This is a genomic window from Bradyrhizobium sp. I71 (assembly GCF_022354745.1).
GTDB classification, from domain to species: domain Bacteria; phylum Pseudomonadota; class Alphaproteobacteria; order Rhizobiales; family Xanthobacteraceae; genus Bradyrhizobium; species Bradyrhizobium liaoningense.
This window is the reverse complement of sequence record NZ_CP059398.1, coordinates 951,776-976,293: the sequence shown is the minus strand read 5'-3', so window position 1 is coordinate 976,293 and position 24,518 is coordinate 951,776. Positions and strand designations below refer to the sequence as shown.

The following is a 24,518-nucleotide window of genomic DNA, read 5'->3' as shown; positions in this document are numbered from 1 at the left end:
AGTATGAAGATGAATGCTGAAATCATGGAGCGGGCGGCGGATCAGGCGAGCGAGCTGCTGAAGGCGCTCGCCAACCGGCATCGTCTGCTGATCATCTGCCAGTTGATCGATGGCGAGCGGTCGGTCGGCGAACTCGCCGAGTTCCTGAACCTCCGGGACTCCACGGTGTCCCAACATCTTGCGCTCCTTCGCAAGGACGGACTGGTGTCTGCCCGGCGCGAGGCGCAGACGATCTTCTATTCGATCGCGAGCGAGCCGGCGCGCGAGGTGCTGAAGACGCTCTATCAGGCGTTCTGCGCGCCGAGGTCCGCAAGGACAAAATGAAACTTAGGATAGCTCGGGTGAGGGCGCCTTGAGCAGGATCAACACGCCCCATTCCGATGCGGATGAAATGAGCTGCGCAGCGGCGTGGTGATGCTTTGATCATGACACGGATAAGTTCCATGCGATGTATGATGAGATATTTGGGCCTGCTGGCCGCCTTTGCGGCGATCGGCTCGTCTGGAACACCGGCGACGGCGGCCGAAACGCTCGTGGTCGCGCGGCAATCGATCGCCGATGAAAAGGCCGTCTTCGCCACGGTCGAGAGCACCAGCGTGGTGCCGGCGCGCGGACGCATCGGCGGCACGGTGGTTCAGCTCAAGGTCAGGGAAGGGGATCGCGTCGCCGCCGGCCAGGCAATCGCGACCATCGGCGACGAAAAGCTCGTGTTGCAGATGAAATCGCTCGACGCGCAGATCGAGGCGCTGCAGGCGCAGGCGAACCAGGCGCAGCTCGACTTCAGCCGGACCGAAGGGCTGGTCGAACGCGGTATCCTGCCCCGGATCAAGCTCGACGAGCAGCGCACCGCGCTGAACGTCGCCGAGAACGGCCTGCGTGCCAAGACTGCCGAACGTGCGGTGATCAACGAGCAGCTCAACCAGGGTCAGGTGCTCGCGCCGGCGGATGGTCGCGTGCTGAAGCGGTTGATCACAATAGGATCCGTCGTGCTCGCGGGCGATCCGATCGTCACCGTCGCCCAACAGAACTTCAAGCTGCGGCTTCGCGTGCCGGAGCGGCATGCGCGCTTGCTCAAGGCGGGCGACAGGATTCGCATCGACGGCGCGGAGTTCGTCGGAGAAGCCGCCAAGTCGGGCGTCATCGACCTCGTCTATCCTCAAATCGAGGAGGGGCGCGTCATTGCGGATGCGACCGTCGAGGGCCTCGGCGAATATTTCGTCGGCGACCGCTTGCGGGTCTGGATCTCCGGCGGCATGCGACCGGCCTTCGTCATCCCCTCGAGCTATGTGACGAGCCGGTTCGGCATCGACTACGTTCGGCTGCAGAAGGACAGCGGCACGATAGACGTACCGGTGCAGCGTGGCCGCGAATTGCCGACGCCGGCGCACCCCGACGGGCTCGAGATCCTGTCCGGCATTTCAGCCGGCGACCAATTGGTGCGGCCGTGAATCTCGGGCTCTCAGGACGGTTGACCAAGTCGACCATCGCATCGCCGCTGACGCCGCTGTTCCTGCTCGCGGCGCTCGTCGTCGGGCTGATCGCCGTCGTGGTGATCCCGCGCGAGGAGGAGCCGCAGATCAGCGTTCCCATGGTGGACATCCGTGTCAATGCCGACGGCCTGCGCGGGCCGGACGCGGTGGAGCTGGTGAGCAAGCCGCTGGAATCGATCGTCAAGGGCATCGACGGCGTCGAGCACGTCTACAGCCAGACCGAGGACGACCGCGTGATGGTCACCGCGCGTTTCCTGGTCGGCACCAAGTCCGAGGATGCCATCCTGCGGGTGCACGAGAAGATCCGCGCCAATCTCGACCGCATTCCCGTCGGCATTCCCGAGCCGCTAATCGTCGGCCGGGGCATCAATGACGTCGCGGTCACGGTATTGACGCTGTCGCCGAAGCCGGAAGCTGCCAGCCGCTGGACCGACAAGGACCTCTACGAGCTCGCAGACAAGCTGCGCGCGGAACTAATGAAGGTCGACGATATCGGCCTGACCTACATATCCGGCGGCGCGGCGCAACAGATCCGGGTCGAGGCCGATCCGGAGAGACTGTCGCTGTTCGGCATCACGCTGCAGCAGCTCGTGGCCAAGGTCAAGGACGCCAACCGGTCGTTCCTGGCGGGGCAGGTCCGCGATGCCGGCATCGTGCGGAGCGTCGCTGCGGGGCAGACGCTGTCCGGCATTCCCGATATCGGACTATTGCTCATCACGAGCCGCGACGGCCGGCCGGTCTACGTCAAGGACGTCGCCTCCGTCATCGTCGGCCCGAGCACCGTCGAGCACCGGGTCTGGACCGAATCGCGTGACGGCGCCGGACAGTGGACGCGCACGCCCGCCGTCAGCCTGGCGCTGGCCAAGCGGGCCGGCGCCAATGCGGTCATCGTGTCCGAGAGCATCGCCGAACGCCTCGAAGGACTGAAGTCGCGCCTGATTCCCGAAGACGTCCAGGTGACGGTGACGCGCGACTACGGCGAGACCGCCAACGAGAAGGCCAACGAGTTGCTGTTCCATCTCGGGCTTGCAACGCTCTCGATCGTCGTCCTGATCGCGATCGCGATCGGCTGGCGCGAGGCGCTGGTGACCTTCGTCGTGATTCCCACGACGATCCTGCTCACGATGTTCGCCGCCAATCTGATGGGCTACACCATCAACCGCGTCAGCCTGTTCGCGCTGATCTTCTCGATCGGCATTCTCGTCGACGACGCCATCGTCGTGGTCGAGAACATCGCGCGGCACTGGGCCATGCGCGACGGCCGGCCGCGCCTGCAGGCGACCATCGAGGCGGTGGCGGAGGTCGGCAACCCCACCATCGTCGCGACGCTGACTGTGGTCGCGGCGCTGTTGCCGATGCTGTTCGTGTCGGGCCTGATGGGCCCCTATATGGCGCCGATCCCGGCCAATGCGTCGGCTGCCATGCTGTTCTCGTTCTTCGTGGCGATGGTGGTGGCGCCCTGGCTGATGCTCAAGCTCGCGCCGAAGGGCGACATTGCTCCCACGCATGCGGCCCACGATGAAGGCCGGCTCGGCCGGCTCTACCGGCGCTTCGCCACGCCGATCGTGCGGAGCAAGCGGTCGGCCTGGATATTCCTGGTCGGCGTCGGCGTCGCGACACTGCTGTCGATGACGCTGTTTGCGACCAAGTCGGTGACTGTCAAGCTTCTGCCGTTCGACAACAAGTCCGAGATCGCCGTTCTCGTCGACCTGCCGGAAGGGGCGAGCCTGGAGGCGACCGAGCGCACGCTGTTCGGCGCGGCCGAGATTGCGCGGCAATTGCCGGAGGTCACCTCGCTGCAATCCTATGCCGGCACGCCGGCTCCCTTCAACTTCAACGGCCTGGTACGGCACTATTACTTGCGGGAGAGGCCCGAGTTCGGCGAGGTGCAGATCAACCTGACTGCGCGCGGCGAGCGCAAGCGCGCGAGCCACGATATCGCGCTCGAGCTGCGCGAGAAGCTGAAGGCGCTCGGTCCGCCCGCGGGCACCAGCATCAAGGTGGTCGAAGTGCCGCCCGGCCCGCCGGTGCTGTCGACGTTGCTCGCCGAGGTCTACGGTCCCGATGCGACCACGCGCCGGGCGGTCACGGCCGAGCTCAAGAAGATCTTCGCGGACGTGCCGTTCATCGTCGACATCGACGATTCCATCGGCGAGAAGCGGCCACGGCTGCGGCTTTCGATCGACCAGGACCGGCTCGAATTCTTCGGCGTCGAGCAGCGCGACGTCTACGACACCATTCAGACGCTGTTCGGCGGCACCTCGATCGGCTATTCGCATCGCGGCGAGGATCGCAACCCGATCGAGATCGCGGTGCATCTCGGAAAGCGCGACCTGGTCTGGGACGAGGCCTTGGCCTCTACGCCGGTGCCGGCCAATACACTGCCCGGCAGCAAGACGGTGGTCGAACTCGGCCAGGTCGTGAAGGCGACCGTGGAGGAGGGCTCGCCGACGATCTTCCGCCGCGACGGCCGTTTCGCCGACATGGTGATGGCCGAGCTTGCCGGGCGCTTCGAGGCGCCGCTCTACGGCATGCTCGCCGTCGCCGATCGCGTCGATGCCCATGACTGGGGCAAGCTGCCGAAGCCTGCGATCAGCCTGCACGGCCAGCCGTCGGACGAGTCGCGTCCGACGCTGTTGTGGGACGGCGAATGGGAAATCACCTGGGTGACCTTCCGCGACATGGGTGCGGCCTTCGGCGCAGCCATCCTCGGCATCTACGTGCTGGTCGTCGCCCAGTTCAGGAGCTTCCGTCTGCCGCTCGTGATCCTGACGCCGATCCCGCTGACGCTGATCGGAATCCTGATCGGCCACTGGCTGCTGGGTGCGCCGTTCACCGCGACCTCGATGATCGGCTTCATCGCGCTGGCCGGCATCATCGTGCGCAATTCGATCCTGCTGGTCGACTTCATCCGGCACAGCGGCGCCGAGGGCAAGTCGCTGCGCGACGTGGTGCTGGAGGCCGGCGCCGTCCGCTTCAAGCCGATCCTGCTCACCGCGCTCGCGGCCATGATCGGGGCCGCAACCATCCTGCTCGATCCGATTTTCCAGGGATTGGCGATCTCGCTCCTGTTCGGGCTCGCCTCGTCAACGCTGCTCACCGTGCTGGTGATTCCCGCGATCTACATCGCCTTGCGCGCGCCGCGCGAGGCGGCTCCGACCACAGCCAGATCCAGCTAGCGAGGAACCGATGGACAAGAACTACGTCGACATCACGAGGAACATCTCGGCCAACCTGAAGAAGCTGCGGAGCGACATTCCCGACACCATGAAGGGATTTGCCTTACTCGCTCAGGCCGCCACGCGCGACGGCGCGCTGGACAAGAAGACCAAGGAATTGATCGCGCTGGCGCTCGGCGTCGCCGCGCATTGCGACGGCTGCATCGGCTTTCACACCGAGGCGCTGGTCAAGCTCGGTGCGACGCGCCAGGAGATCGAGGAGACGCTCGGCATGGCCGTCTACATGGGAGGCGGGCCGTCGCTGATGTACGCCGCGGATGCGATCGCGGCCTTCGAGCAGTTCCAGCAGCAATCGGCCGCCGTATAGCGGCGTCACCCCATACGATTACAGGAACGGGACCGGGCGACTAGTCTCGTCCGGTCCCGCCCATCGTTGATCGATTACCAGCGGTCGTCGACACCGACCCCGACGCTCACGCCGGGCGCACGAATGCCGACTCCGGCGCGCGGGCCGTCGTCCCAATGGCGATGATAGGTCCGGCGCTCGTAATAGCGGTCGCGCGGCATGTAGTTGTAGGAATCGTAGGAATCGCGAACGATCACGCGTGAACCGCCGCGCGTGCGATAGCAGCGGCCGGCGTCGTCGCAGACGAGCCGCACCTGCTGGACGAGATCCGGATTGGTGTATTCGCTGGTCGTGTAGATATCGGAAGCCTTCGCACCCGACGCGGCTGCCAAAGCACCGACGCCGGCCAAGAGCGAAATCGTAAACGTCCTCATCATGTCCTCCTCCGAGCTGCCCTCGGCGGTAACAAGAAGGGGAGGCCTCGATCGTTCCCCGCCGCGGTGCTGGTTTTTCCCGGAACCGCATCGTCATGAGCGGGTTCCTAGATCGGTTCGTAAGCCTCGGTCCGGCAGATGTCGTCTTCTTCCGCGCGTCGGCGGTCGACAACGCGTGCGCCTGATATCGTCACGATGTAGGTCTGGGCACCGAGCGGCGTGCCGGTCGCGGAGGTGAGCTGCGCGCGGACGCACGCCGTCCAGCCCGGTCCTCGCACCTCGCGACGGGGCGGGGCGACGTGCACCTCGCGCGGATAGGACGTTGCGAGAAAGACGACGTCGATCTGCTCGCGCACCAAGCGCTTGACGTCGGGAGGCGCTTCGGGCGGCGGCTGCTCCGCCTCCTTCATGCGCATGAATTCCGGCACCGGTGCACGGCTGTCGGCAAAGCCGCAAGCACCGAGACCAAGCGCGCCACCGAGCAGCGCTGCATGAGAAATAATCCGCAACATCCGTGAAGGTCCCCTGCGGACCGACAAATAGGCACGAATGCGATCCGACGAAGTCCGCGCCAATCAAAACTTGCTGAAGGCGCCGAACCGTGGGCGTTTGCTATTCCCCGATAGCCGGCTAGTTTGTACCCCACACGAGGGGGATTGCACCGATGAGGATTTTGGTCATAGCGGCGGCGGTCTTGGCACTGACGGCTGCCTCGGCGCTGGCGCAGGGCCGTCGCCAGCCCAACGATGGAGCCAAGCCGGCGGACAACACGCCCAAGGTCGACGAGAAGGCCTACAAGGCCGCGCTCGAGCGCATTCCCGAGCCCAAGGACAAGTACGACCCGTGGGGCGGCGCCCGCCCGAGCGAACCTGCCAAGAAGCCGAAATGAAGTGACGCTGATCCTGCGGACCTGCCGGTTTGATTTCGGCCGGGCTCGCACTCGCATTGTTTGTGGTGCAGCCAAGCCGCGATGCGCCGTCGTTGTGGTCGCGCATGATCGATCGCCCCGGCGGACGACGTCTTGCTGCATCGCCTGCGATGGCGTGGTCGTCGTATCGGGCGAACATGGATCGGCGTCGCGCGTACGATGCGAACGGTCATTCACGCCGTGTGCACGACTACACGAAGGCGAGGCCGACGCGCTTGTCGCTGCGCCAGACCGTGCGACAATGCCGTGCGAAACGGTCGCGCGCGATCGAGAGCTCGAACGATTGCGGCAGCATGACGGGGGCGTCCAGATCGATCGCCGCGCCGCCAGCCGACATGTTTCGCACCGTGCAAGCGATGCCGCCGTTTTCGAAGGTGATCGTTCCACCTTTGAAAACACGGTGACGTTGCGATGCGCGCTTCTCGATCATCCGCGTCAGGTCCTGCTGATGATTGTGAATTAGTGCATGGAAATTACATTGAACTAAACTCAATACTGGCGCTACTTGCACAGCGTTTCAGATTTTGTTTACGACGTTGAAGCGGAGAGCGTTCACCCCGGCAGCATCGCGAACGCGCTCGACACCATCGCGACCGGCTTGCTATCGGCGGCGGAGAGCAGCGTGACGCGGCCGAAGCTCATGGTGCGCCCGAGCCGCACCACGCGCGCATCCGCCAGCACGTCCATTGAGGAGACCGCGCGCATGAAATGCGTGGTCTGGTCGACCGTTGTCATGGGGCGGTAGCCGCGGTTGGCCGCGAGGATCGCGATCACCATGGCGGTGTCGGCAAGCGCCATCAGGGCCTGGCCGCAGACCACGCCGCCGTTCCGGCACAGCCGCTCCGAAAACGGCATGCGCAGCAGCGCGCCCGGCTGCCAGTCCGGGACGTCTGCCGGCTGCGCGTGCTCGATGCGCTCGACCGCGAGGTTGAGATCCTGGACCCAGGGCGCAAAAACCTCGCCCAGGATGCGGCGGGCGTCGGCGAGGCCGAACTCGGCTTCTGGCTGCATTTGCATTGCTGTCGCACTCTCCTGTGTTGCCGGATGTTTCGCCTCATTGTGCGCGCATCGGCGCGGCAAAGTCACCCGGTCTCGCGCCGGTCCCGTCGGCTTGAAATTGCCTGACTTGGACCGGTATGATGCCCTGCTTGGGTACGGGTGGATGATGTTGCGTCGGTGTGTCCTCGTCTTTGGCATGGTCGCGCTCGGTCTTGCGCTGAGCGGGTGCACCAAATGCGGTCCGATCTGGGACGACTGGCTGCATGCCCCCAAATCGTGCAGATCGGATCGGCTCTAGCGGGCCCACGCGGCCTTGAGCGGCCTCAGGTTGCGACCGGGCTGAGACAAGGATGACACGGCGCGGGCGATCCGCGCGCCATGGATGATCAAGGAGTCGATGATGAAGCTTTTCCGTTTGGCCGCGGTGCTGGCCGTGCTGGCGGGACCTGCCTACGCGCAAATGCCCAATCTCAATTTGCTGCAGGATGCCCCGAGCAAGACCCCGGAGGAGAAGGCCGCCGAAGCCGAGCGCGACAAGGCCTACAAGGAAACGCTGAAGAAGATCCCGGATTCCAAGGCGTCCAACGATCCCTGGGGCGGCATGCGCGCCGATCCGCCGAAGCAGCCGGCGGGATCGAAGGCATCGGCCGTAACCGGTACTCCGAAGAAGACCAAGAGCGGCACCGCCGCCAACTGACCGCAGCCCCGTTCGGGGGCGACACGACGCCTTCGGACAGGACTCCTCTTGATCCGGGCCGCGCCCTACATTTGGCTGAGAGCGGAGCGCGTAGAGGAGGGCAGGACATGGCCGATCGTCCGCGGGATCTCGCCGAGCGGATGGCGCGCCGGCGCAAGATGGCCGGCAAGCCGGGCCAGGCGGCCGGCGACGGCTATCTGCGCGAGACCTTCACGCTGCCGCGCGCGGCGGCGCGGGAAAGGGCGCAGGCCTTCTTCGCCCGCTACCCCAAGGCGGGCTACATGAGTGCAGTCGAGACCTGGCGCGAGCTGCCCGGCGGCGACATCGAGTTCACCATGCGGCGGCTGCCCAGCGCGGACTGACGCGGCCTGATCCCAAAGGCCTTGCTAGTCGAGGGTTTCGGCAACGATGCGGATCCGGAACACCGGCTCCTTGGCCTCGTCCAGCAGCTCCATCTGCCATTCGGAATTTTCCTGGAGCTTGCGGGCAATGCCGGCGGTCATGTCGGCGCAGACGCTGGTCATCTCCTTCCACGCCGCATCGCGATTGGCAAATTCCGTCGCCTGGTCGGCGCAGCCGGAATAGCGGCCGTTGCGGATTCGAAAGAAATAGAGCGGCATGGCAGGCACCGATCGCGCGCATGGAGCCTCGCCCCCAAGGCCCCGGGCGCGCGCAGTCCAATCCCAAACCACCGTCGGATCAATCCCGGGCGGCTACGGACTACACGGAACCGTCGGCGGGCTGCGGCGCGTGAAAGGGCGCTCGCGCACTCCGTGGTTCTCCGACCATGAACAGAGTTCCTGAACTCCGTTCAGGTTGCACCGGGCGCCGGTCAAGGCGTGGCTGCACGCTGGTTCCCGCCGAGGCTTCCAGATTCCGGCCGGGTGACGGCATGTGCCTTGCTTGCCTGATGAGGCAAGCACCCAGGAATACCTCATGCTCGGCATTCCCCGCCGCTATTCCCATTTCGTCTTCGGGATCATCCAGTCCGGACTGACCTCGCTGGTCGCGGCGGGAATCGCCAGCTTGCCCGCGGGCAGCCCGATGATCTTCGTTCGGCACTGGATGGTGTCGTGGCTGATCGCATGGGCTGCGATGCTGCCCATCGTGCTGCTGGCGGCGCCTGCGATCCGCGCCTTCTCGCTTCGCCTGACCCGGGAGGAGAGGGACCCGCGCGCCAGCCGGCAGGCTTAAGAAAGCCTGTAGGGTCAGCACGTGAAAGTCGCGCGAACGGCCGCAGACTGACCGCGCACCCGTCCCAATTTCGACATCCGTTCGCACCACTGCCGACACACCCGTCGGCAAGATTTTATCCGTTCGGCGCGGCCATGGGGGAAACGTGGCCCGCCGACAACGGGGTGGCATCATGGATAACGTAGAGCGGTCATTTGCCGCCGCGACGGCGGCTGGCTTCGTAGTGCTGGTGATTGGCCTGGTGCTGCTGGCGGTGCTGTAGGCGGGTTTGCGTGCCGGGTGACGGCGGCCGTGCCCATCCGGTGGATGGCACCAGGCACGCCTCGACTTTCAAAAGCTGGAAAACAACCCCATGCACAGTAGGGTGCCTGGAAATTTCATCGACACGCCAATAGCTTAGCGACAGTATTTAGATACCTTTAGCCGGCGCGTAGTGCCTGCACAGGCCACGCATCCGCGACGCGCGATGCCGGAGCGGGATCGGCAGGCGGTCGCCGGCCGACGGACCGGCGCCTGCTGCCCGCATGGAGTACGGTCCTCGGCCCATGCCCGTTCCGGCGGGCCTTAGTGGATCCTGATCTCGTTCAAGGGCAGGCGGAGCTCGGCGGCGCGCTCTTCACGGTCCTTCCTGCGGAACTCGTTTTCCTTGCGCTCGAACTTCACCATCTCCTTCTGCGCTGCCTCCAGCAGGGGATTGCGTCTGATCGCATCGTGCTGCGTGTCGTTGTCCGTCATGACTGAGGTCCCCGGAGTTGCGGTCCCATCCCCAAAGAAGGCCTGAGACCGCGAAAAGGTTCGGTGCGCCAAGATTGCGGAAACATGACGGCGCACCGGCCGCGCGCCGTGGATGCGCGGCAGCCTTCGCTCCCGAAGGGCAACACCGATTGCCGGCTATTTCGGTGGCTGAAGCCCGGGCGATTTGACCCAGTCGTGCAGATGATTGGCGACGTCGGCCTGGCGGGCCTTCTTGAGGAGGGCGTCTCGCTCGGCACCCGGTGGGAGCCTGGAGGCCTGCTGCTGGACCTGCTTCACCCATGCGGAAAGCCGGTCCTGGAGGGTCAGTTGTTGCTTGAAACGTCGCCGCTTGAACATGGCGTTCTCATATCCATGCGAGGAAGGCGGGAGCGCGATCGGCGTCCTCGTCACCGATAGTGCCCGGGATCCGCGCGGTGATGATCCATTTTGGATCCATAAACGGATCCGCGTCTGTTCAGTTGTGCGCACAAGGCGAATTGGGATGCCGAAATGAATCTCGGAACTCCGTCAATGCAATCCCGGGTGTTCTCAAAGGAGATGATCATTCACTCTGCGGCGCATCTGATGACAGAAGCTCTCGACGAACTGGGCAAGCGATTCGAAATTGACGAGAAGCCTTTCGGCCTGCACCCAATCGTCCGAACCAGGGGCGAATGAATCCATCAATCGCCTTTGCCGGTCGGCGCGCGCACGGCATGTTGCAGCCTTGCTTTCGACGAACTCGAGTTGAGCGCAGTCCCGGCCAAGCTTGTCTTCTTCCTCGATCAGCAGCTTTGTGATCGTTGACCGCGCATGCGTCGAGATGTCCGGGATCTTCAGCAGGTCCAGGTAGTGGTCCACGTTTGCAGAGGCGATGAATCTTTCCATGGAGCCACTCCCTTACCGCACCTTGCAGGTACCATGCTGCTACGCGAGCGCTGGATTGGCGAGTCGATTCTGGAATGTGGTGTCCCCGTATGAACCCGGAAAAAAATACGGGGTCCGATTCACATTTGTTGTGGCAAGGATTTGTCAACCGGGAAAAAATGGAAGTCCGGGGCTGGCTAAGCCATTTCATTTCGGAATCATTGAAACCCGGACGCATGAGGGGCCGTTGTCCCAGAGCAGCGGCCCTTCGCGTTTGACGCCCGCTGCAGGTGAATGAGTCGCAGGTGCGCCACCGTACGGAACTGGAATATCTGACGTCGATCCTGTGAGTCGAAAAAGGCCGCCAACTGAGGCGGCCTCTTTTTTTTCAGCGTCTGCCGTTTGATCTTAGCGGCGCATCGGAGCCTGATGTTCCCGCTATCCAGCTGCCTAGCGTGGCTCAAGCGAGCCGCAGTCGCGCTCGCACTTGGCGCCTTTGGCGTGAGCGAGCGGCTCGCATGCTTTCGAACGAAGCCTCTGAACCCCTCGCGCTTGGCGCGAGCCTGATCTGCAACCTTGTCCAGTTCACCAGGCATCGCTCGCTTCGTCGACGCATCCAGCGCATCTGCGGGAACGAGCTTCGCCTGAGCCAGCCGGTCCAGGCCGATATGGAGCAGGATCGGCGAGGTCGCGACGACTGGCGCCAGCGCGAGCGGCACCGGGATGATTCCGAACCAGGAGAGCTGCCGAGTCGGGCAATTAAGCTCCGATTCACCGCAGCGCTCCTTTTCGGCGCAGAACGCGATGAGAGGCCGCGCATGTTCACGATTGTTGCGGCTCCGTCCACCTATCAAGACCCGCTTCAACAAAGGAGACAGAGGCATGATCAAGTGGGGCCGGGGATTTGTCAGGCGGGGCATTGCCGCTGTCTTGGCGGGCACGATGGCGGCGGCAGCGCCGGCGCAGGCCTGCACCAACATTCTGCTGCTGGCGGCCGACGGCACGCCCGTTTATGGCCGCACCCTGGAGTACGCGCTGGAGACCCAGTCCGACGTCGTCGTCGTACCGCGCAACCATGAATTCATCGGCACGCGTCCGGCCAAGATGGCGGCCCCGAAATGGAGCAGCCGCTACGGCTTCGTCGGCGTCATGAGCTTCGGCCAGCCCTTCGTCTCGGACGGCATGAATGAGAAAGGCCTCGCTGGCGGCGCACTCTATTTCCCCGGCTTTGCCGGCTACACACCTGTCGACAAGGCCGATCCGAGCACGGCGCTCGCGCCCTGGGAGTTCCTGACCTGGGTCCTCTCGAACTTCGCGACAGTCGCGGAGGTCGAGGCGGCGCTCGACAAGGCGGTGATCGTCGACCTGCCCGCGCCGATGGTGAATTTCACCCTGCCTTTCCATTTCCCGATCCATGACGCCACCGGCGCCTCGATCGTGATCGAGCCGATCGACGGCAAGTTCAAGGTCTATGACAACCCGCTCGGTGTCCTCACCAACTCGCCGACCTTCGACTGGCATCTCACCAATGTCCGCAACTACGTCAGGATCTCGCCGGTCGGCGCTGCCGCGCTCAAGATCGGAAGCAAGAGCTTCGAACCCTTCGGCCAGGGCTCGGGCCTGCTTGGCATTCCCGGCGATCCAACGCCGCCCTCGCGCTTCATCCGGGCGCTGGGCTACGCCGCTTCGGCCAAGCAGGTTGCCGACGGCCCGCAGACGGTGCGCCTCGTCGAGCACATCATGAACAATTTCGACATTCCGATCGGCTTCATCGACTCCGCGGCGAAGGGCGGCGAGCTCGAATACACGCAATGGACCTCGATCGCCGATCTGCGTGCGAAGAAGTACTACATCAAGGGCTACAGGGATCAGGTGCTCCGGACCGTCGATCTGATGAGCTTCGACCTCGACGCCAAGGGTCTGCAGGTCGCACCCTTCAAGCTCAACCTGACGCCGCCGCCGCTCGAGTTCAACAAGTCCTGAGGACGACGGCCGTTCGTCCCGAACAGCGAGGGCCGCGCGATGGCGCGGCCCCTTTTCATGGCTAAAGCGCGATGAGATTTGGATGAAACGTCATCGCGCTTTAGGTTGTTGCTTACGCATGATCTTTCCGGAAAACCGCTTCGCACTTTTCCGGATCATGCTTTAGCGTGCCGCAGTGAGGGGCAGCGCCACGGTGAGCAAACCCACGGTCCCGCAGGCGCGATTCTCGGCCTCGAACTCGCGCAGCACCTTGATCCGCGCCGAGACAGGCGTCGTCCCCGCCTCGAAATTATAAGCGATCGTGCCGCCGAGCGCCGTCACGCGCCCCTTGAAGGCGCCAAGCGTGGCGCCGGCGCCGCTGTCGCCCGTGAGCTGCTGGTAGTGATAGCCGATGACGCCGGCCGAGAGCGCGCTGGTCAGCGCCTTCGAGGCCGCCCACTCGACGTGGAATTCGGTGCCGGTCCGGTAGTCGGTCGCGTTGTTGGTGCCGTTGAAGGTCATGCCGACCGCGGTGGACAGATCGATCCCGGTGTCGGGATCAAACCAGGTCAGGGCGCCGGACAGATCGCTCGCCCAGCGGTGGAAGGCCAGATTGGCGAGCTCCCCGTCGCGATAGTCCCCGACCGGCATGTTGACCATGACGCCCGTGGTCCAGTGGAATTTGCCCGAATGCCAGCCGAGCATCGCAGAGACCACGGGGTCGCCGACGACCGTCGCACTGTCGCGCAGCGCCTGGTTGATGACCTGTTTCGTCGCGGGCGCGTCGTATTCGACGCCTGCCGAGACGCGGACATAGCCGACAGGCATGGTGGCGCCGACGGCGAGATTGCCGCCGAGAAACTGCCAGGGCGTCACCCAGGTCCCACTCAGGAAATCGGCCCGCACCTGACTGCGGACATCCGCGACGATCCGCCCGCCCGCCGGCAGCAATTTCTTCGCATCGAGTGACGCGTCGTAGACATAGGTGTCGCTCTCGAAATAGACCCCGGGCGAGGCCAGATAGCCCGCCATCGGCCCGCGTCCGCCGAGCAGATAGAAACCCGCCCCGTTCTCGGCCGCGACCGCCTCCTGTCCAGCCAGGCCGCACGACACCATCGCGCCGAGCACAAAGCCCGCACGCACCGCCCGTGACATCATGCGATGCCACCGGGCTCGCCCCTTAAGCATAAACCCCCACCCCTCTTCACGCGCGGATCAGCCATCCGAATCATCGCCACGATAGCGTGTTCCCGACCGCGTGAAGCAGGAGAGTGTGAGACTGTGCACTCATAGATGCGAGGGGCTGGCCTCTCCGGCGAGCATAACGACCGCAGCTCCATGACTGCGAAGCTCCATGACTGCGACCGGGCGATGACAGGTCTCATCGATGAAGACGAGGCGCTCGGGACAGTAAACGCGATGGAGGTCCCTTTTGAACAAAGACGAAAAAACGAAGAGGCCGCCAACTGAGGTGGCCTTACTCTGCCAGTTTGAACTTCGATCCAGCTGGCACTAGAACGCGGGCGGCCTTAGCCAAGCCGGGAGAGTTTGACTTGGCGAGGCGATCAGCTGGGGCGCCGTAAAATGCGCAGACGGGTTTCTCCCGCCCTCCCAGCACCAAAAGTCCAAACTGGGCCACTCCCAAAATCAAACCAGGCCACTGCGGTCGGAAACAGGCCAGCACCCGCATCTTCCGCAAAAGAACATATTGCGAACCTGGAACAAATAGGGTACATTGCTTTTATCGCCGAGCTGCCTCGCCAATTGTTTGTCCCTCACGCGAATCCTCGCCATAAGGAGCACGACCCAATGTCCGCAACTGCCTTGCGTATCGTCGAAGGATCTTCCATGGACAAGAGTAAAGCTCTGGCCGCCGCGCTCTCGCAGATCGAGCGCCAGTTCGGCAAGGGCTCGGTGATGAAGCTCGGCAAGAACGACCGGTCCATGGACATCGAGGCGGTGTCCTCCGGCTCGCTCGGGCTCGACATCGCGCTCGGTATCGGCGGCCTGCCCAAGGGACGTATCGTCGAGATCTACGGGCCGGAATCCTCGGGCAAAACCACGCTGGCGCTGCATACGGTGGCGGAAGCGCAGAAGAAGGGCGGCATCTGCGCCTTCATCGACGCCGAGCACGCGCTCGACCCGGTCTATGCCCGCAAGCTCGGGGTCAACATCGACGAGCTCCTGATTTCGCAGCCGGACACCGGCGAGCAGGCGCTGGAAATCTGCGACACGCTGGTGCGCTCGGGCGCGGTCGACGTGATGGTGATCGATTCGGTCGCGGCGCTGGTGCCGAAGGCCGAGCTCGAGGGCGAGATGGGCGATGCGCTGCCGGGTCTGCAGGCCCGCCTGATGAGCCAGGCGCTGCGCAAGCTCACGGCCTCCATCAACAAGTCCAACACCATGGTGATCTTCATCAACCAGATCCGCATGAAGATCGGTGTGATGTACGGCTCGCCGGAAACGACGACCGGCGGCAATGCGTTGAAATTCTACGCCTCCGTCCGCCTCGACATCCGCCGCATCGGCGCGATCAAGGAGCGCGACGAGGTGGTCGGCAACACCACCCGCGTCAAGGTGGTGAAGAACAAGCTGGCGCCGCCGTTCAAGCAGGTCGAGTTCGACATCATGTACGGCGAGGGCGTCTCCAAGATGGGCGAGATCCTCGATCTCGGCGTCAAGGCCGGCATCGTCGAGAAGTCCGGCGCCTGGTTCTCCTATGACAGCCAGCGCCTCGGTCAGGGCCGCGAGAACTCGAAGGCGTTCTTGAAGGCCAACCCCGACATCACCGCCAAGATCGAGACCGCGATCCGCCAGAACTCCGGCCTGATCGCCGAGCAGATTCTGGCCGGCACGCCGGAGCGCGACGCCGACGGCGAGGAGCCGGCGGACGAGTAAGCTTCGACCAACGAAAAGTTTTTCGCGAGGAGCGGGCACTGAGGACGTTGAGTTGCCGACGTCTTCGGTGCCCGTTTCGTTTGGCGTGAGGAAGGACGCGTCGAGATGAAGCGTGTGATCTTGACCAGCTCGTCCGGCGTCGGTCTTGCCCACGCCGATCGCGCCGACATGGTCGTCCCCTTCATCTATCGCTTCGCTTCCGGGCCACTTCCCACGGCTGACCACCTCAACAGCTATCTCGCCTCCAGGTGGTGGTCTAACGGGATGCACTGGTCGGATTGCGTCGGCGTCCGTCAATCGCCCCTTCTCAGGCGCCAGGATCGGGCGGGTGCGTTGCTCTGGGTCTGCGAAACCTACGGGGTCGATCTCATCGAACTGTGGTTCGATCCTGAACCCAATAGTCAATTGCAGTTGATCTGGCTCCTCGATTACTTGCGTTCCGAACCATCCATCACGGAGAAGCTGAGATTGCGACGCGTCGATTTCGATCTGCGCGGAGCAGATCCCTCAGAGCTTCGTCACCGTGACGTGCGGCAGGTCGATATCACGGAAAGCGATCTTGGGATCGCCAGCATGGCCTGGGAAGCTTACCGCGCGCCGACGCCCGAGCTTTGCGCCGGGCTGCTCGGCAGGCCGCTCGGCAAGCTGTCTTTCCTGAAGCCGGCCATGGAAGACCTGCTCGCAGAACTGCCGTCGCCGGCGACGGGACTGGGCGCGACCGAGACTCGGCTGCTCGAGCGGATTGCAGGTGGACACAATCGCACCGATGAGCTGTTTCGGCTGGGCGCGCTGGCAACACGCGTGTTCGATCCGTGGGAATTGGGCGCGCTGCTCGAAGGGCTCGCATTTGGTCCGGCGCCAGCGATCGCGGGTCTGGACGGCAAGCTGGCGACACTCGATCCGGACAACGCGAGAAGTCGCAATGCTGCCTTTCGCCGGAGCCGGCTGTCGCTGACGGAGTTTGGCGAAGCGGTCCTGGCCGGCCGGGAAGATTTTCGCGGTCCCAACCCGATCAAACGCTGGTGGGGCGGCACGCGTCTCACCAGTGAACGGCTTTGGCGCTGGGATGGCGAGCGCCGGTCGTTGATCTCGCCCTAGCGGCGCATTTCGGTGTAGTAGGGTGGATTAGCCGAAGGCGTAATCCACCACTGTTTATCTCCGCGAAAGCTGAAGTGGTGGGTTACGCCGGCGGCCTGCGCTTCGCGCGACCGCCCGCTGACCCACCCTACAAATCCTACTCCGCGGCTTGCGCGTAATCGCTCACCGGCGGGCACGAGCACACCAGATTGCGGTCGCCGTAGACGTTGTCGACGCGGCCCACGGGGCACCAATACTTGTCGGTGCGCGAGACGCCGTCGGGGAAGCAGCCTTCGCTGCGGGTGTAGGCGCGATTCCAATCGTCATCGGCGATGTCGTGCACGGTATGCGGAGCGTGACGCAAGGGCGAGGCTTCGATCTTGAAGCGGCCGGCCTCGACCTCGGCGATCTCCTTGCGGATCGCAATCATGGCGTCGCAAAAACGATCCAGCTCCGCCTTCGATTCCGACTCGGTCGGCTCGATCATCAGCGTGCCCGGCACCGGGAAGCTCATGGTGGGCGCGTGGAAGCCGTAGTCGATCAGCCGTTTGGCGATGTCGTCGACGGTGACGCCTGAGGTCGTCTTCAGCGGCCGCGGGTCGACGATGCATTCATGCGCGACGCGGCCCTTCTCGTTCCTGTAGAGCACCGGGAAGTGCGCATCGAGACGCGCTGCGATGTAGTTGGCGTTGAGGATCGCGATCTCGGTCGCGCGCTTCAATCCTTCGCCGCCCATCATCAGGATGTAGATGTAGGAGATGGTCAGGATCGAGGCCGAGCCGAACGGCGCGGCCGAGACCGGGCCGACCGGTGCTTCGGCATTCGTTGCCGGATGACCCGGCAGGAACGACGCAAGATGCGCCTTGACGCCGATCGGGCCCATGCCGGGACCGCCGCCGCCATGCGGGATGCAGAAGGTCTTGTGCAGGTTGAGATGGCTGACATCGGCGCCGTAATCGCCCGGTCTGCTCAGGCCGACCTGGGCGTTGAGATTGGCGCCGTCGAGATACACCTGGCCGCCATGGGCGTGGACGATGTCGCAGATCTCGCGGATGTGCTCCTCGAACACGCCATGCGTCGAGGGATAGGTGATCATGACTGCGGCGAGGTCGTTCGAATGCTTCTCTGCCTTGGCGCGGAGATCATTGACGTCGACGTCGCCGTTCTTCTCGCAGGCGACCACCACCACGTCCATGCCGGCCATCGCGGCCGAAGCCGGGTTGGTGCCGTGGGCGGAGGAGGGGATCAGGCAGATCTTGCGGTGGCTCTGTCCGCGCGCGGCGTGATAGCCGCGGATCGCGAGCAGCCCGGCATATTCGCCCTGCGCGCCCGAATTCGGCTGCAGCGAGATCGCGTCATAGCCGGTGATGTCGCACAGCCACTTTTCCAGCCGCGCGAACAGCGCGTGGTAGCCGGCGGCCTGCTCGCGCGGCACGAACGGGTGCAGCGTCGCAAACTCCGGCCAGGTCAGCGGCATCATCTCGGTGGTCGCGTTCAGCTTCATGGTGCAGGAGCCGAGCGGGATCATGGCGCGGTCGAGCGCGAGATCGCGATCGCTGAGCTTGCGCATGTAGCGCAGCATCTCGGTCTCCGAGCGATGCGCGTGGAAGACCGGATGAGTGAGGAACGGGGTGGTGCGCTTCAGCGTCTCCGGCAGCGCCTCGCGCGTCCCGGCGTCGATCTCGGCATAAGCGAAGGTGCCGCCGAAGGCGCGCCAGACCGCTTCCACCGTCGCAGGCGTCGTGGTCTCGTCGAGCGCGATGCGCAGTGCGGTGTCACCGATGCCGAGATTGATCTGTTCGGCCGCGGCACGCGCGACGATCTCGGCGCGCCTGGCGCCGGCATCGACGCTGAGCGTGTCGAAGAAGTTCTCGGACTGCGGCGCAAAGCCGAGCTTGCGCAGGCCGCTCGCGAGCACGGCGGTGCGGCGGTGGACGTTGCGCGCGATCTGCGAGAGCCCCTCGGGGCCGTGATAGACCGCATACATCGAGGCGATCACGGCGAGCAGCACCTGCGCGGTGCAGATGTTGGAGGTCGCCTTCTCGCGGCGGATGTGCTGCTCGCGCGTCTGCAGCGCGAGGCGGTAGGCCGGCATGCCGCGGGAATCCACGGAGAGGCCGACGATGCGGCCGGGCAGCGAGCGCTTCAGCGCATCGCGCACCGCCATATAGGCCGCATGCGGTCCGCCATAGCCCATCGGCACGCCAAAACGCTGCGCCGAGCCGATGGCGATATCGGCCCCGAGCTCGCCGGGCGAGGCGATCAGCGTCAGCGCCAAGAGATCGGCGGCGAGAATCGCGAGCGCGCCCTTGGCCTTCAGCGCTGATATCGCGGGCCTGAGGTCGCGCAATGCGCCCGAGGAGCCCGGATATTGCAGCAGCGCGCCAAGCACGTCCGCCTTGTCGAGATCGGTGAGGGGATCGCCGACGATCAGGGTCCAGCCCAGCGGCTCGGCGCGGGTCCGCATCACGGCCAGCGTCTGCGGATGCACGTCCTTGTCGACGAAGAAAGCCTTCGCCTTGACCTGCGAGTGCCGCTCCGCGAGCGCCATGGCTTCGGCGGCGGCGGTGGCCTCGTCGAGCAGCGAGGCGTTGGCGACGTCGAGCCCGGTGAGGTCGCAGATCATGGTCTGGAAGTTGAACAGCGCCTCCAGTCGGCCCTGGCTGATCTCGGGCTGGTAGGGCGTATAGGCCGTGTACCAGGCCGGATTCTCCAGGATGTTGCGCTGGATGACGGCGGGCAGGATCGTGCCGGAATAGCCTTGGCCGATCAGCGAGGTGAAGACCTGGTTCTGGGCTGCGAGCTCGCCCATATGCGCGATCGCCTCGGTTTCGCTGAGCGGCTTGCCGAGATCGAGCGGGGCGGCCTGCCGGATCGACGCCGGCAGCGTCTCCGCCATCAGCGCGTCGACGCTTTTCGCGCCGACGGCCTCGAGCATTGCGGTGACGTCGCGCGCCGAGGGGCCGATGTGGCGGCGGACGAAAGAGGCGGCGGTGTCGCCGTTGGATTTGCGGTGCGCGGTCATCGCTTGCTCCATCCTCGTTAAGCCGTATGGGCCTTGTAGGCGGCTTCATCCATGAGGCTGCCGAGCTCGCTCTTGTCTGCCATCTTGATCTTGAAGAACCAGGCCGCGCCCTGCGCATCCGAGTTCACCAGCGCCGGCTCGGCGGCGAGCGCCTCGTTGGCCTCGAGCACTTCGCCCGTAACAGGCGCGTAGACGTCGGAGGCGGCCTTCACCGATTCCACGACGGCGGCGGCCTCGGCCTTCTTCAAGCTCCGGCCGACCTTGGGCAATTCGACGAACACGACGTCGCCGAGCTGCTGCTGAGCGTAATCGGTGATGCCGACGGTGGCGACGTCGCCGTCGATCGCGAGCCATTCATGGTCGGAGGTGTACAGCGTCGTGGTCATTGTCTTGTCCTCAGCGTTTGTAGGTGTTTTTCACGAAGGGCATGGCGGCGACTGCGAGCGGCAGGCGCTGGCCGCGCACCTCGGCGAAGAGTTTCGTGCCGAGCGCGCTCAGATTCGTGGGCACATAGCCCATCGCGACCGGCGCATTCAGGCTCGGGCCGAAACCGCCCGAGGTGACCTTGCCGATCGGCTCGCCTGCGGCCGGATCCGCAAACAGCGGCGCGCCCTCGCGCACCGGCGCGCGGCCCTCGGCACGCAGGCCGACGCGGCGGCGGGACGCGCCGTTGTCGAAATGGGCGAGGATTTTCTCGGCGCCGGGAAAGCCGCCAGCGCGAATCCCGCCGCTGCGGCGGCTCTTCTGCACCGACCATTCCAGCGCGGCCTCGACCGGCGTTGTCGCGGTGTCGATGTCGTGGCCGTACAGGCAAAGCCCGGCTTCGAGCCGCAGGCTGTCGCGGGCGCCGAGGCCGATTGGCAGCACGTCCGGGTTTTCGAGCAGCGTCCTGGTCAGGCGCTCGGCGTCCGCAGCGGGAACGGAGATTTCGAAGCCGTCCTCGCCGGTATAGCCGGAGCGCGAGACGAAGCATTTGATGCCGGCGACCTCATGCGGGCCGGCATCCATGAATGTCATGGACGGCGCCTCTGCACACAATTTCGCCAGCGCCGCTTCCGCCTTCGGGCCCTGCAGCGCGATCAGCGCGCGGTCGGCAAGAGAATCGATGACGCAGTCGTCCGCGAGGTGCGCGCGAAGATGCGCCTCGTCCGCGTCCTTGCAGGCGGCGTTGACGACCAGGAACAGGTGATCGCCGAAATTGGCGACCATGAGATCGTCGAGGATGCCGCCGTCCGCATTGGTGAACTGGGCGTAGCGCTGCCGGTTGGGCGCGATCGCCGCGATGTCCTGCGGCACCAGCCGTTCCAGCGCACGGGCGGCGTCCTCGACCTTGCCCGACTTCGGCCGGAGCGCGAGCTGGCCCATATGGGAGACGTCGAACAGCCCGGCCGCGGCGCGCGTATGGAGGTGCTCCTTCAGCACGCCCGCAGGGTACTGCACGGGCATGTCATAGCCGGCGAACGGCACCATCTTGCCGCCGAGGGACACATGCAGGGCGTGGAGGGGCGTATGTCGGAGAGATTTCTGGTCGTCGGGTACTGGCATCACAGGGGTCCTCGGCGGTTCCCCGGGGACAATTCCCCGGGCCAACCTGTCGAAGCCCCATCTGTCGCTGTGCCTGAGAGTATTATCCCGTCGGCGGACGCCACCCGGGTTCTTAGGCCCGTCGGCGCCTCTTTCCAGATGCTGTCAAAGCCACGCGGTCCTTTTGCCTGAGAGTTTCCGGGGCGGTTGCTCCTTCGGCGCCGGCAGTAAAGCCGGTCTCTCCCGACGTGGCCGTACGATATAGATGGTTACAGACCACAGGCCGGCCAAGCCTGTCAACGCGGCGGTTTCGCCTTTTCAACCGGGATTGCGCGCCTGCGGCAACCCTCTGATCTCCTTGCACAGTTTCTGGACACTGAAGCAGGCCTTGTCTAAAAGCGCTTTGGCCCGCAGATATCAGCCCTAACCTCTGGTTTGGATGGCAGGAAGCGGGTCCAAGCACACCCGATTGGATGAACATGAGCGGCGTCAACGAGATCAGGTCGACCTTTCTGAACTTCTTTGCCGAGAACGGCCACGAGATCGTGCCGTCCTCGCCATTGGTGCCGCGCAACGACCCCACGTTGATGTTCACCAATGCCGGCATGGTGCAGTTCAAGAACGTCTTCACCGGCGTGGAGAAGCGGCCCTATCAGCGCGCCACCACCTCGCAGAAATGCGTGCGCGCCGGCGGCAAGCACAACGACCTCGACAATGTCGGCTACACCGCGCGCCATCTCACCTTCTTCGAGATGCTCGGCAATTTCTCGTTCGGCGACTATTTCAAGGAGCGCGCGATCGAGCTTGCCTGGAAGCTGATCACCACCGAGTTCGGGCTGAAGAAGGACAAGCTGCTCGTCACGGTCTATCACACCGACGACGAGGCGGCGGGCCTGTGGAAGAAGATCGCCGGCTTCTCCGAAGACCGCATCATCCGCATCCCGACCTCGGACAATTTCTGGGCGATGGGCGACACCGGCCCGTGCGGCCCGTGCTCGGAGATCTTCATCGACCGCGGCGAGCACATCTGGGGCGGGCCTCCGGGCTCGCCGGAGGAGGACGGCGACCGCTTCCTCGAATTCTGGAATCTCGTGTTCATGCAGTTCGAGCAGGTGACGAAGGAGGAGCGCCAGCCGCTGCCGCGTCCCTCGATCGACACCGGCATGGGCCTGGAGCGGATGGCCTGCATCCTCCAGGGCGTCGAGAGCGTGTTCGAGACCGACCTGTTCAAGAACCTGATCGATGCGACGGCGTCCGCGCTCGGCACCGGGCCGAGCGAGCAGACCGTGGCCTCGTTCCGCGTCATCGCCGACCATCTGCGCTCCTCCGCGTTCCTCGTCGCCGACGGCGTGCTGCCCTCGAACGAGGGCCGCGGCTACGTGCTGCGCCGGATCATGCGCCGTGCCATGCGCCATGCGCAGCTGCTGGGCGCCAAGGAGCCGCTGATGCACCGGCTGGTCTGGGCGCTGGTGCGCGAGATGGGCCAGGCCTATCCCGACCTGATGCGCGCGGAGAATCTGATCGAGGAAACGCTGCGGCTGGAAGAGACCCGCTTCCGCAAGACGCTGTCGCGCGGCCTTGCCATCCTCGACGAGAAGTCGGCCGGCCTGAAGAAGGGCGACATGTTCGACGGCGACGTCGCCTTCACGCTCTACGACACCTACGGCTTCCCGCTGGACCTGACGCAGGACGCGTTGAAGTCGCGCGGCATCGGCGTCGACCAGGCGGCGTTCACGGATGCGATGGAGCGCCAGAAGGTGAAGGCGCGCGAGTCCTGGAAGGGCTCGGGCGAGGCGGCTTCCGAGGCGATCTGGTTCCCGCTGCGCGAGAAGCTGGGTGCGACCGAATTCCTGGGCTACGAGACCGAGAGCGCCGAAGGCGTAGTGTCCGCGCTGGTCAAGGACGGCCACGAAGTTGCCAGCCTCAAGGCCGGCGAGACGGGCGCGATCGTGCTCAACCAGACGCCGTTCTATGCGGAGTCCGGCGGCCAGGTCGGCGACACCGGCGTGCTGACGGGTGAGGGCGGCGTCAAGTTCCGCGTCACCGACACGCAGAAGAAGCTCGGCGATTTCTTCGTTCACATCGGCACGGTCGAGAGCGGCGAAATCAGGCTCGGCACCGCGCTGCAGCTCGAGGTCGATCATTCGCGGCGCTCCTCGATCCGCGCCCATCACTCGGCGACGCATCTCATCCACGAGGCGCTGCGCCAGGTGCTCGGCGACCACATCGCCCAGCGCGGCTCGATGGTCGCACCCGACCGCCTGCGTTTCGACTTCGTGCATCCGAAGCCAATCACGGCGGAGGAGCTCGCCCGCGTCGAGGACATCGCCAACGACGTGGTGCTGGAGAACGACGAGGTCACCACGCGGATCATGGGCGTGGACGAGGCCCGCGAGGCCGGTGCACGCGCGCTGTTCGGCGAGAAATACGGTGACGAGGTCCGCGTCGTCTCGATGGGCAGGACCGCGCGCGAGCGCGGCGCCAACGCGCTCGGCTGGTCGGTCGAGCTCTGCGGCGGCACCCACGTCAAGCGCACCGGCGATATCGGCCTGATCACGCTGACGGGCGAGAGCGCGGTCGCATCCGGCGTGCGCCGCATCGAGGCGCTGACCGGCAATTACGCGCGCAGGCACGCCAACGACACCATGGCGCTGGCGAAGACCGCGGCGAACGAGCTGCGCACCTCCCTCGACGACGTGCCGGCCCGCATTGCCGCGCTGATGGAGGAGCGCAAGAAGCTCGAGCGCGAGCTCTCCGACGCCCGCAAGAAGCTCGCGATGGGCGGCGGCGCCTCCGCCGGCAACGGCGCAGCCTCAAGCGTGCGCGAGGTCGGCGACGTCAAGCTGATGGCGCGCGCGGTGGAAGGCATCGAGATGAAGGATCTCAAGAGCCTCGCCGACGACGGCAAGAAGCAGATCGGCTCCGGCGTCGTCGCCATCGTCGGCGTCACCGAGGACGGCAAGGCCGGTGTGGTCGTCGGCGTCACGCAGGACCTCACCGCGCGCTTCAACGCCGTGAACCTCGTGCGCATCGCCTCCGAGGCGCTCGGCGGCAAGGGCGGCGGCGGCCGGCCCGACATGGCCCAGGCCGGCGGCCCCGACGGCGCCAAGGCGGCGGCCGCGCTCACCGCGATCGAAAAAGCGATGGCGGGCGCTTAAGTCGC

Annotated in this window: 25 protein-coding genes and 1 riboswitch; of the genes, 13 read left to right on the top strand and 12 right to left on the bottom strand. The window is 65.1% G+C overall.

What is annotated here, in order from left to right; all coding sequences use genetic code 11:
• Positions 1-3: 3 nt before the first annotated feature.
• From FJV43_RS04915 to FJV43_RS04900, 4 genes are all read left to right on the top strand, one after another.
• Positions 4-324, top strand: a complete 321-nt coding sequence (locus FJV43_RS04915; RefSeq protein WP_239625041.1) for a metalloregulator ArsR/SmtB family transcription factor — start codon at positions 4-6, stop codon at positions 322-324.
• A 131-nt stretch (positions 325-455) separates the two neighbouring features.
• Positions 456-1,448 carry an efflux RND transporter periplasmic adaptor subunit gene (locus FJV43_RS04910; RefSeq protein ID WP_239629315.1) on the top strand — a complete coding sequence of 331 codons (993 nt, stop codon included), beginning with the start codon at positions 456-458 and terminating at the stop codon, positions 1,446-1,448.
• Positions 1,445-4,669 carry an efflux RND transporter permease subunit gene (locus FJV43_RS04905; RefSeq protein WP_239625039.1) on the top strand — a complete coding sequence of 1,075 codons (3,225 nt, stop codon included), beginning with the start codon at positions 1,445-1,447 and terminating at the stop codon, positions 4,667-4,669. The genes FJV43_RS04910 and FJV43_RS04905 overlap by 4 nt, the downstream gene beginning before the upstream one ends.
• Positions 4,670-4,679: 10 nt before the next feature.
• Positions 4,680-5,036 (top strand): carboxymuconolactone decarboxylase family protein, encoded by a 357-nt coding sequence (locus tag FJV43_RS04900; protein WP_239625037.1) that lies wholly within the window; start codon positions 4,680-4,682, stop codon positions 5,034-5,036.
• 74 nt (positions 5,037-5,110) lie between these two features.
• On the opposite strand, the gene FJV43_RS04895 is transcribed toward FJV43_RS04900, so the two are convergent.
• Positions 5,111-5,452: a hypothetical protein gene (locus tag FJV43_RS04895; RefSeq protein ID WP_239625035.1), complete on the bottom strand. Its 342-nt coding sequence runs from the start codon at positions 5,450-5,452 to the stop codon at positions 5,111-5,113.
• Positions 5,453-5,556: 104 nt separating this feature from the next.
• Positions 5,557-5,961: a hypothetical protein gene (locus FJV43_RS04890; protein WP_239625033.1), complete on the bottom strand. Its 405-nt coding sequence runs from the start codon at positions 5,959-5,961 to the stop codon at positions 5,557-5,559.
• Positions 5,962-6,113: 152 nt separating this feature from the next.
• On the opposite strand from FJV43_RS04890, the gene FJV43_RS04885 reads away from it, so the two are divergent.
• On the top strand, positions 6,114-6,338 hold the full coding sequence (locus tag FJV43_RS04885) for a hypothetical protein (protein WP_239625032.1): 225 nt from the start codon (positions 6,114-6,116) through the stop codon (positions 6,336-6,338).
• Between the two features lie 229 nt (positions 6,339-6,567).
• Here FJV43_RS04885 and FJV43_RS04880 read toward each other — a convergent pair whose 3' ends face one another.
• Entirely contained in the window at positions 6,568-6,807 is a 240-nt protein-coding gene (locus FJV43_RS04880) for a PilZ domain-containing protein (RefSeq protein ID WP_061882991.1), read from the bottom strand.
• A gap of 122 nt (positions 6,808-6,929) precedes the next feature.
• The gene (locus tag FJV43_RS04875; RefSeq protein ID WP_028181100.1) at positions 6,930-7,394 is read right to left on the bottom strand and encodes a PaaI family thioesterase; all 465 of its coding nucleotides are present in this window, start codon (positions 7,392-7,394) and stop codon (positions 6,930-6,932) included.
• A 382-nt stretch (positions 7,395-7,776) separates the two neighbouring features.
• On the opposite strand from FJV43_RS04875, the gene FJV43_RS04870 reads away from it, so the two are divergent.
• Both FJV43_RS04870 and FJV43_RS04865 read left to right on the top strand, forming a co-directional pair.
• A complete protein-coding gene (locus tag FJV43_RS04870; RefSeq protein ID WP_239625030.1) occupies positions 7,777-8,073 on the top strand; it encodes a hypothetical protein in 297 nt (98 codons plus the stop codon).
• A gap of 107 nt (positions 8,074-8,180) precedes the next feature.
• Positions 8,181-8,435, top strand: coding sequence for a hypothetical protein (locus tag FJV43_RS04865; protein WP_028181102.1), 255 nt, complete (start codon positions 8,181-8,183; stop codon positions 8,433-8,435).
• Positions 8,436-8,459: 24 nt separating this feature from the next.
• On the opposite strand, the gene FJV43_RS04860 is transcribed toward FJV43_RS04865, so the two are convergent.
• Positions 8,460-8,693, bottom strand: a complete 234-nt coding sequence (locus tag FJV43_RS04860) for a hypothetical protein (RefSeq protein ID WP_061882989.1) — start codon at positions 8,691-8,693, stop codon at positions 8,460-8,462.
• Positions 8,694-9,009: 316 nt separating this feature from the next.
• Between FJV43_RS04860 and FJV43_RS04855 the strand changes: the two genes are divergently transcribed.
• Positions 9,010-9,267, top strand: a complete 258-nt coding sequence (locus FJV43_RS04855) for a DUF2798 domain-containing protein (RefSeq protein ID WP_239625028.1) — start codon at positions 9,010-9,012, stop codon at positions 9,265-9,267.
• Positions 9,268-9,831: 564 nt separating this feature from the next.
• Here FJV43_RS04855 and FJV43_RS04850 read toward each other — a convergent pair.
• From FJV43_RS04850 to FJV43_RS04840, 3 genes are all read right to left on the bottom strand, one after another.
• Positions 9,832-10,002, bottom strand: a complete 171-nt coding sequence (locus FJV43_RS04850; protein ID WP_239625026.1) for a hypothetical protein — start codon at positions 10,000-10,002, stop codon at positions 9,832-9,834.
• 156 nt (positions 10,003-10,158) lie between these two features.
• Positions 10,159-10,359, bottom strand: coding sequence for a hypothetical protein (locus FJV43_RS04845; RefSeq protein ID WP_061882986.1), 201 nt, complete (start codon positions 10,357-10,359; stop codon positions 10,159-10,161).
• Positions 10,360-10,551: 192 nt separating this feature from the next.
• Positions 10,552-10,890 (bottom strand): hypothetical protein, encoded by a 339-nt coding sequence (locus tag FJV43_RS04840; RefSeq protein WP_239625024.1) that lies wholly within the window; start codon positions 10,888-10,890, stop codon positions 10,552-10,554.
• 861 nt (positions 10,891-11,751) lie between these two features.
• Between FJV43_RS04840 and FJV43_RS04835 the strand changes: the two genes are divergently transcribed.
• Positions 11,752-12,852 (top strand): choloylglycine hydrolase family protein, encoded by a 1,101-nt coding sequence (locus tag FJV43_RS04835; RefSeq protein ID WP_239625022.1) that lies wholly within the window; start codon positions 11,752-11,754, stop codon positions 12,850-12,852.
• Between the two features lie 162 nt (positions 12,853-13,014).
• Here FJV43_RS04835 and FJV43_RS04830 read toward each other — a convergent pair whose 3' ends face one another.
• Positions 13,015-13,989, bottom strand: a complete 975-nt coding sequence (locus tag FJV43_RS04830; protein WP_239625020.1) for a transporter — start codon at positions 13,987-13,989, stop codon at positions 13,015-13,017.
• A 180-nt stretch (positions 13,990-14,169) separates the two neighbouring features.
• Here FJV43_RS04830 and FJV43_RS37140 point away from each other — a divergent pair, with 180 nt between their 5' ends.
• The 3 genes from FJV43_RS37140 (at position 14,170) to FJV43_RS04820 (ending at position 16,827) form a co-directional block, all read left to right on the top strand.
• Entirely contained in the window at positions 14,170-14,301 is a 132-nt protein-coding gene (locus FJV43_RS37140; RefSeq protein ID WP_256456923.1) for a hypothetical protein, read from the top strand.
• A gap of 339 nt (positions 14,302-14,640) precedes the next feature.
• Positions 14,641-15,729, top strand: coding sequence for a recombinase RecA (gene recA, locus FJV43_RS04825; RefSeq protein WP_061882979.1), 1,089 nt, complete (start codon positions 14,641-14,643; stop codon positions 15,727-15,729).
• Positions 15,730-15,834: 105 nt separating this feature from the next.
• Positions 15,835-16,827 carry a hypothetical protein gene (locus FJV43_RS04820; protein ID WP_239625018.1) on the top strand — a complete coding sequence of 331 codons (993 nt, stop codon included), beginning with the start codon at positions 15,835-15,837 and terminating at the stop codon, positions 16,825-16,827.
• A 136-nt stretch (positions 16,828-16,963) separates the two neighbouring features.
• Here FJV43_RS04820 and gcvP read toward each other — a convergent pair whose 3' ends face one another.
• From gcvP to gcvT, 3 genes are read right to left on the bottom strand one after another with little or no spacing between them, the layout of a single operon-like run.
• Positions 16,964-19,831: an aminomethyl-transferring glycine dehydrogenase gene (gcvP, locus tag FJV43_RS04815; protein ID WP_239625017.1), complete on the bottom strand. Its 2,868-nt coding sequence runs from the start codon at positions 19,829-19,831 to the stop codon at positions 16,964-16,966.
• 17 nt (positions 19,832-19,848) lie between these two features.
• Positions 19,849-20,217, bottom strand: coding sequence for a glycine cleavage system protein GcvH (gene gcvH / locus FJV43_RS04810; RefSeq protein WP_061882977.1), 369 nt, complete (start codon positions 20,215-20,217; stop codon positions 19,849-19,851).
• A 10-nt stretch (positions 20,218-20,227) separates the two neighbouring features.
• Positions 20,228-21,376, bottom strand: a complete 1,149-nt coding sequence (gcvT, locus tag FJV43_RS04805) for a glycine cleavage system aminomethyltransferase GcvT (protein ID WP_239625016.1) — start codon at positions 21,374-21,376, stop codon at positions 20,228-20,230.
• A 146-nt stretch (positions 21,377-21,522) separates the two neighbouring features.
• Positions 21,523-21,611: riboswitch (glycine riboswitch) on the bottom strand.
• A gap of 223 nt (positions 21,612-21,834) precedes the next feature.
• On the opposite strand from gcvT, the gene alaS reads away from it, so the two are divergent.
• Positions 21,835-24,513, top strand: a complete 2,679-nt coding sequence (gene alaS, locus FJV43_RS04800) for an alanine--tRNA ligase (protein ID WP_239625015.1) — start codon at positions 21,835-21,837, stop codon at positions 24,511-24,513.
• Positions 24,514-24,518 lie beyond the last annotated feature (5 nt).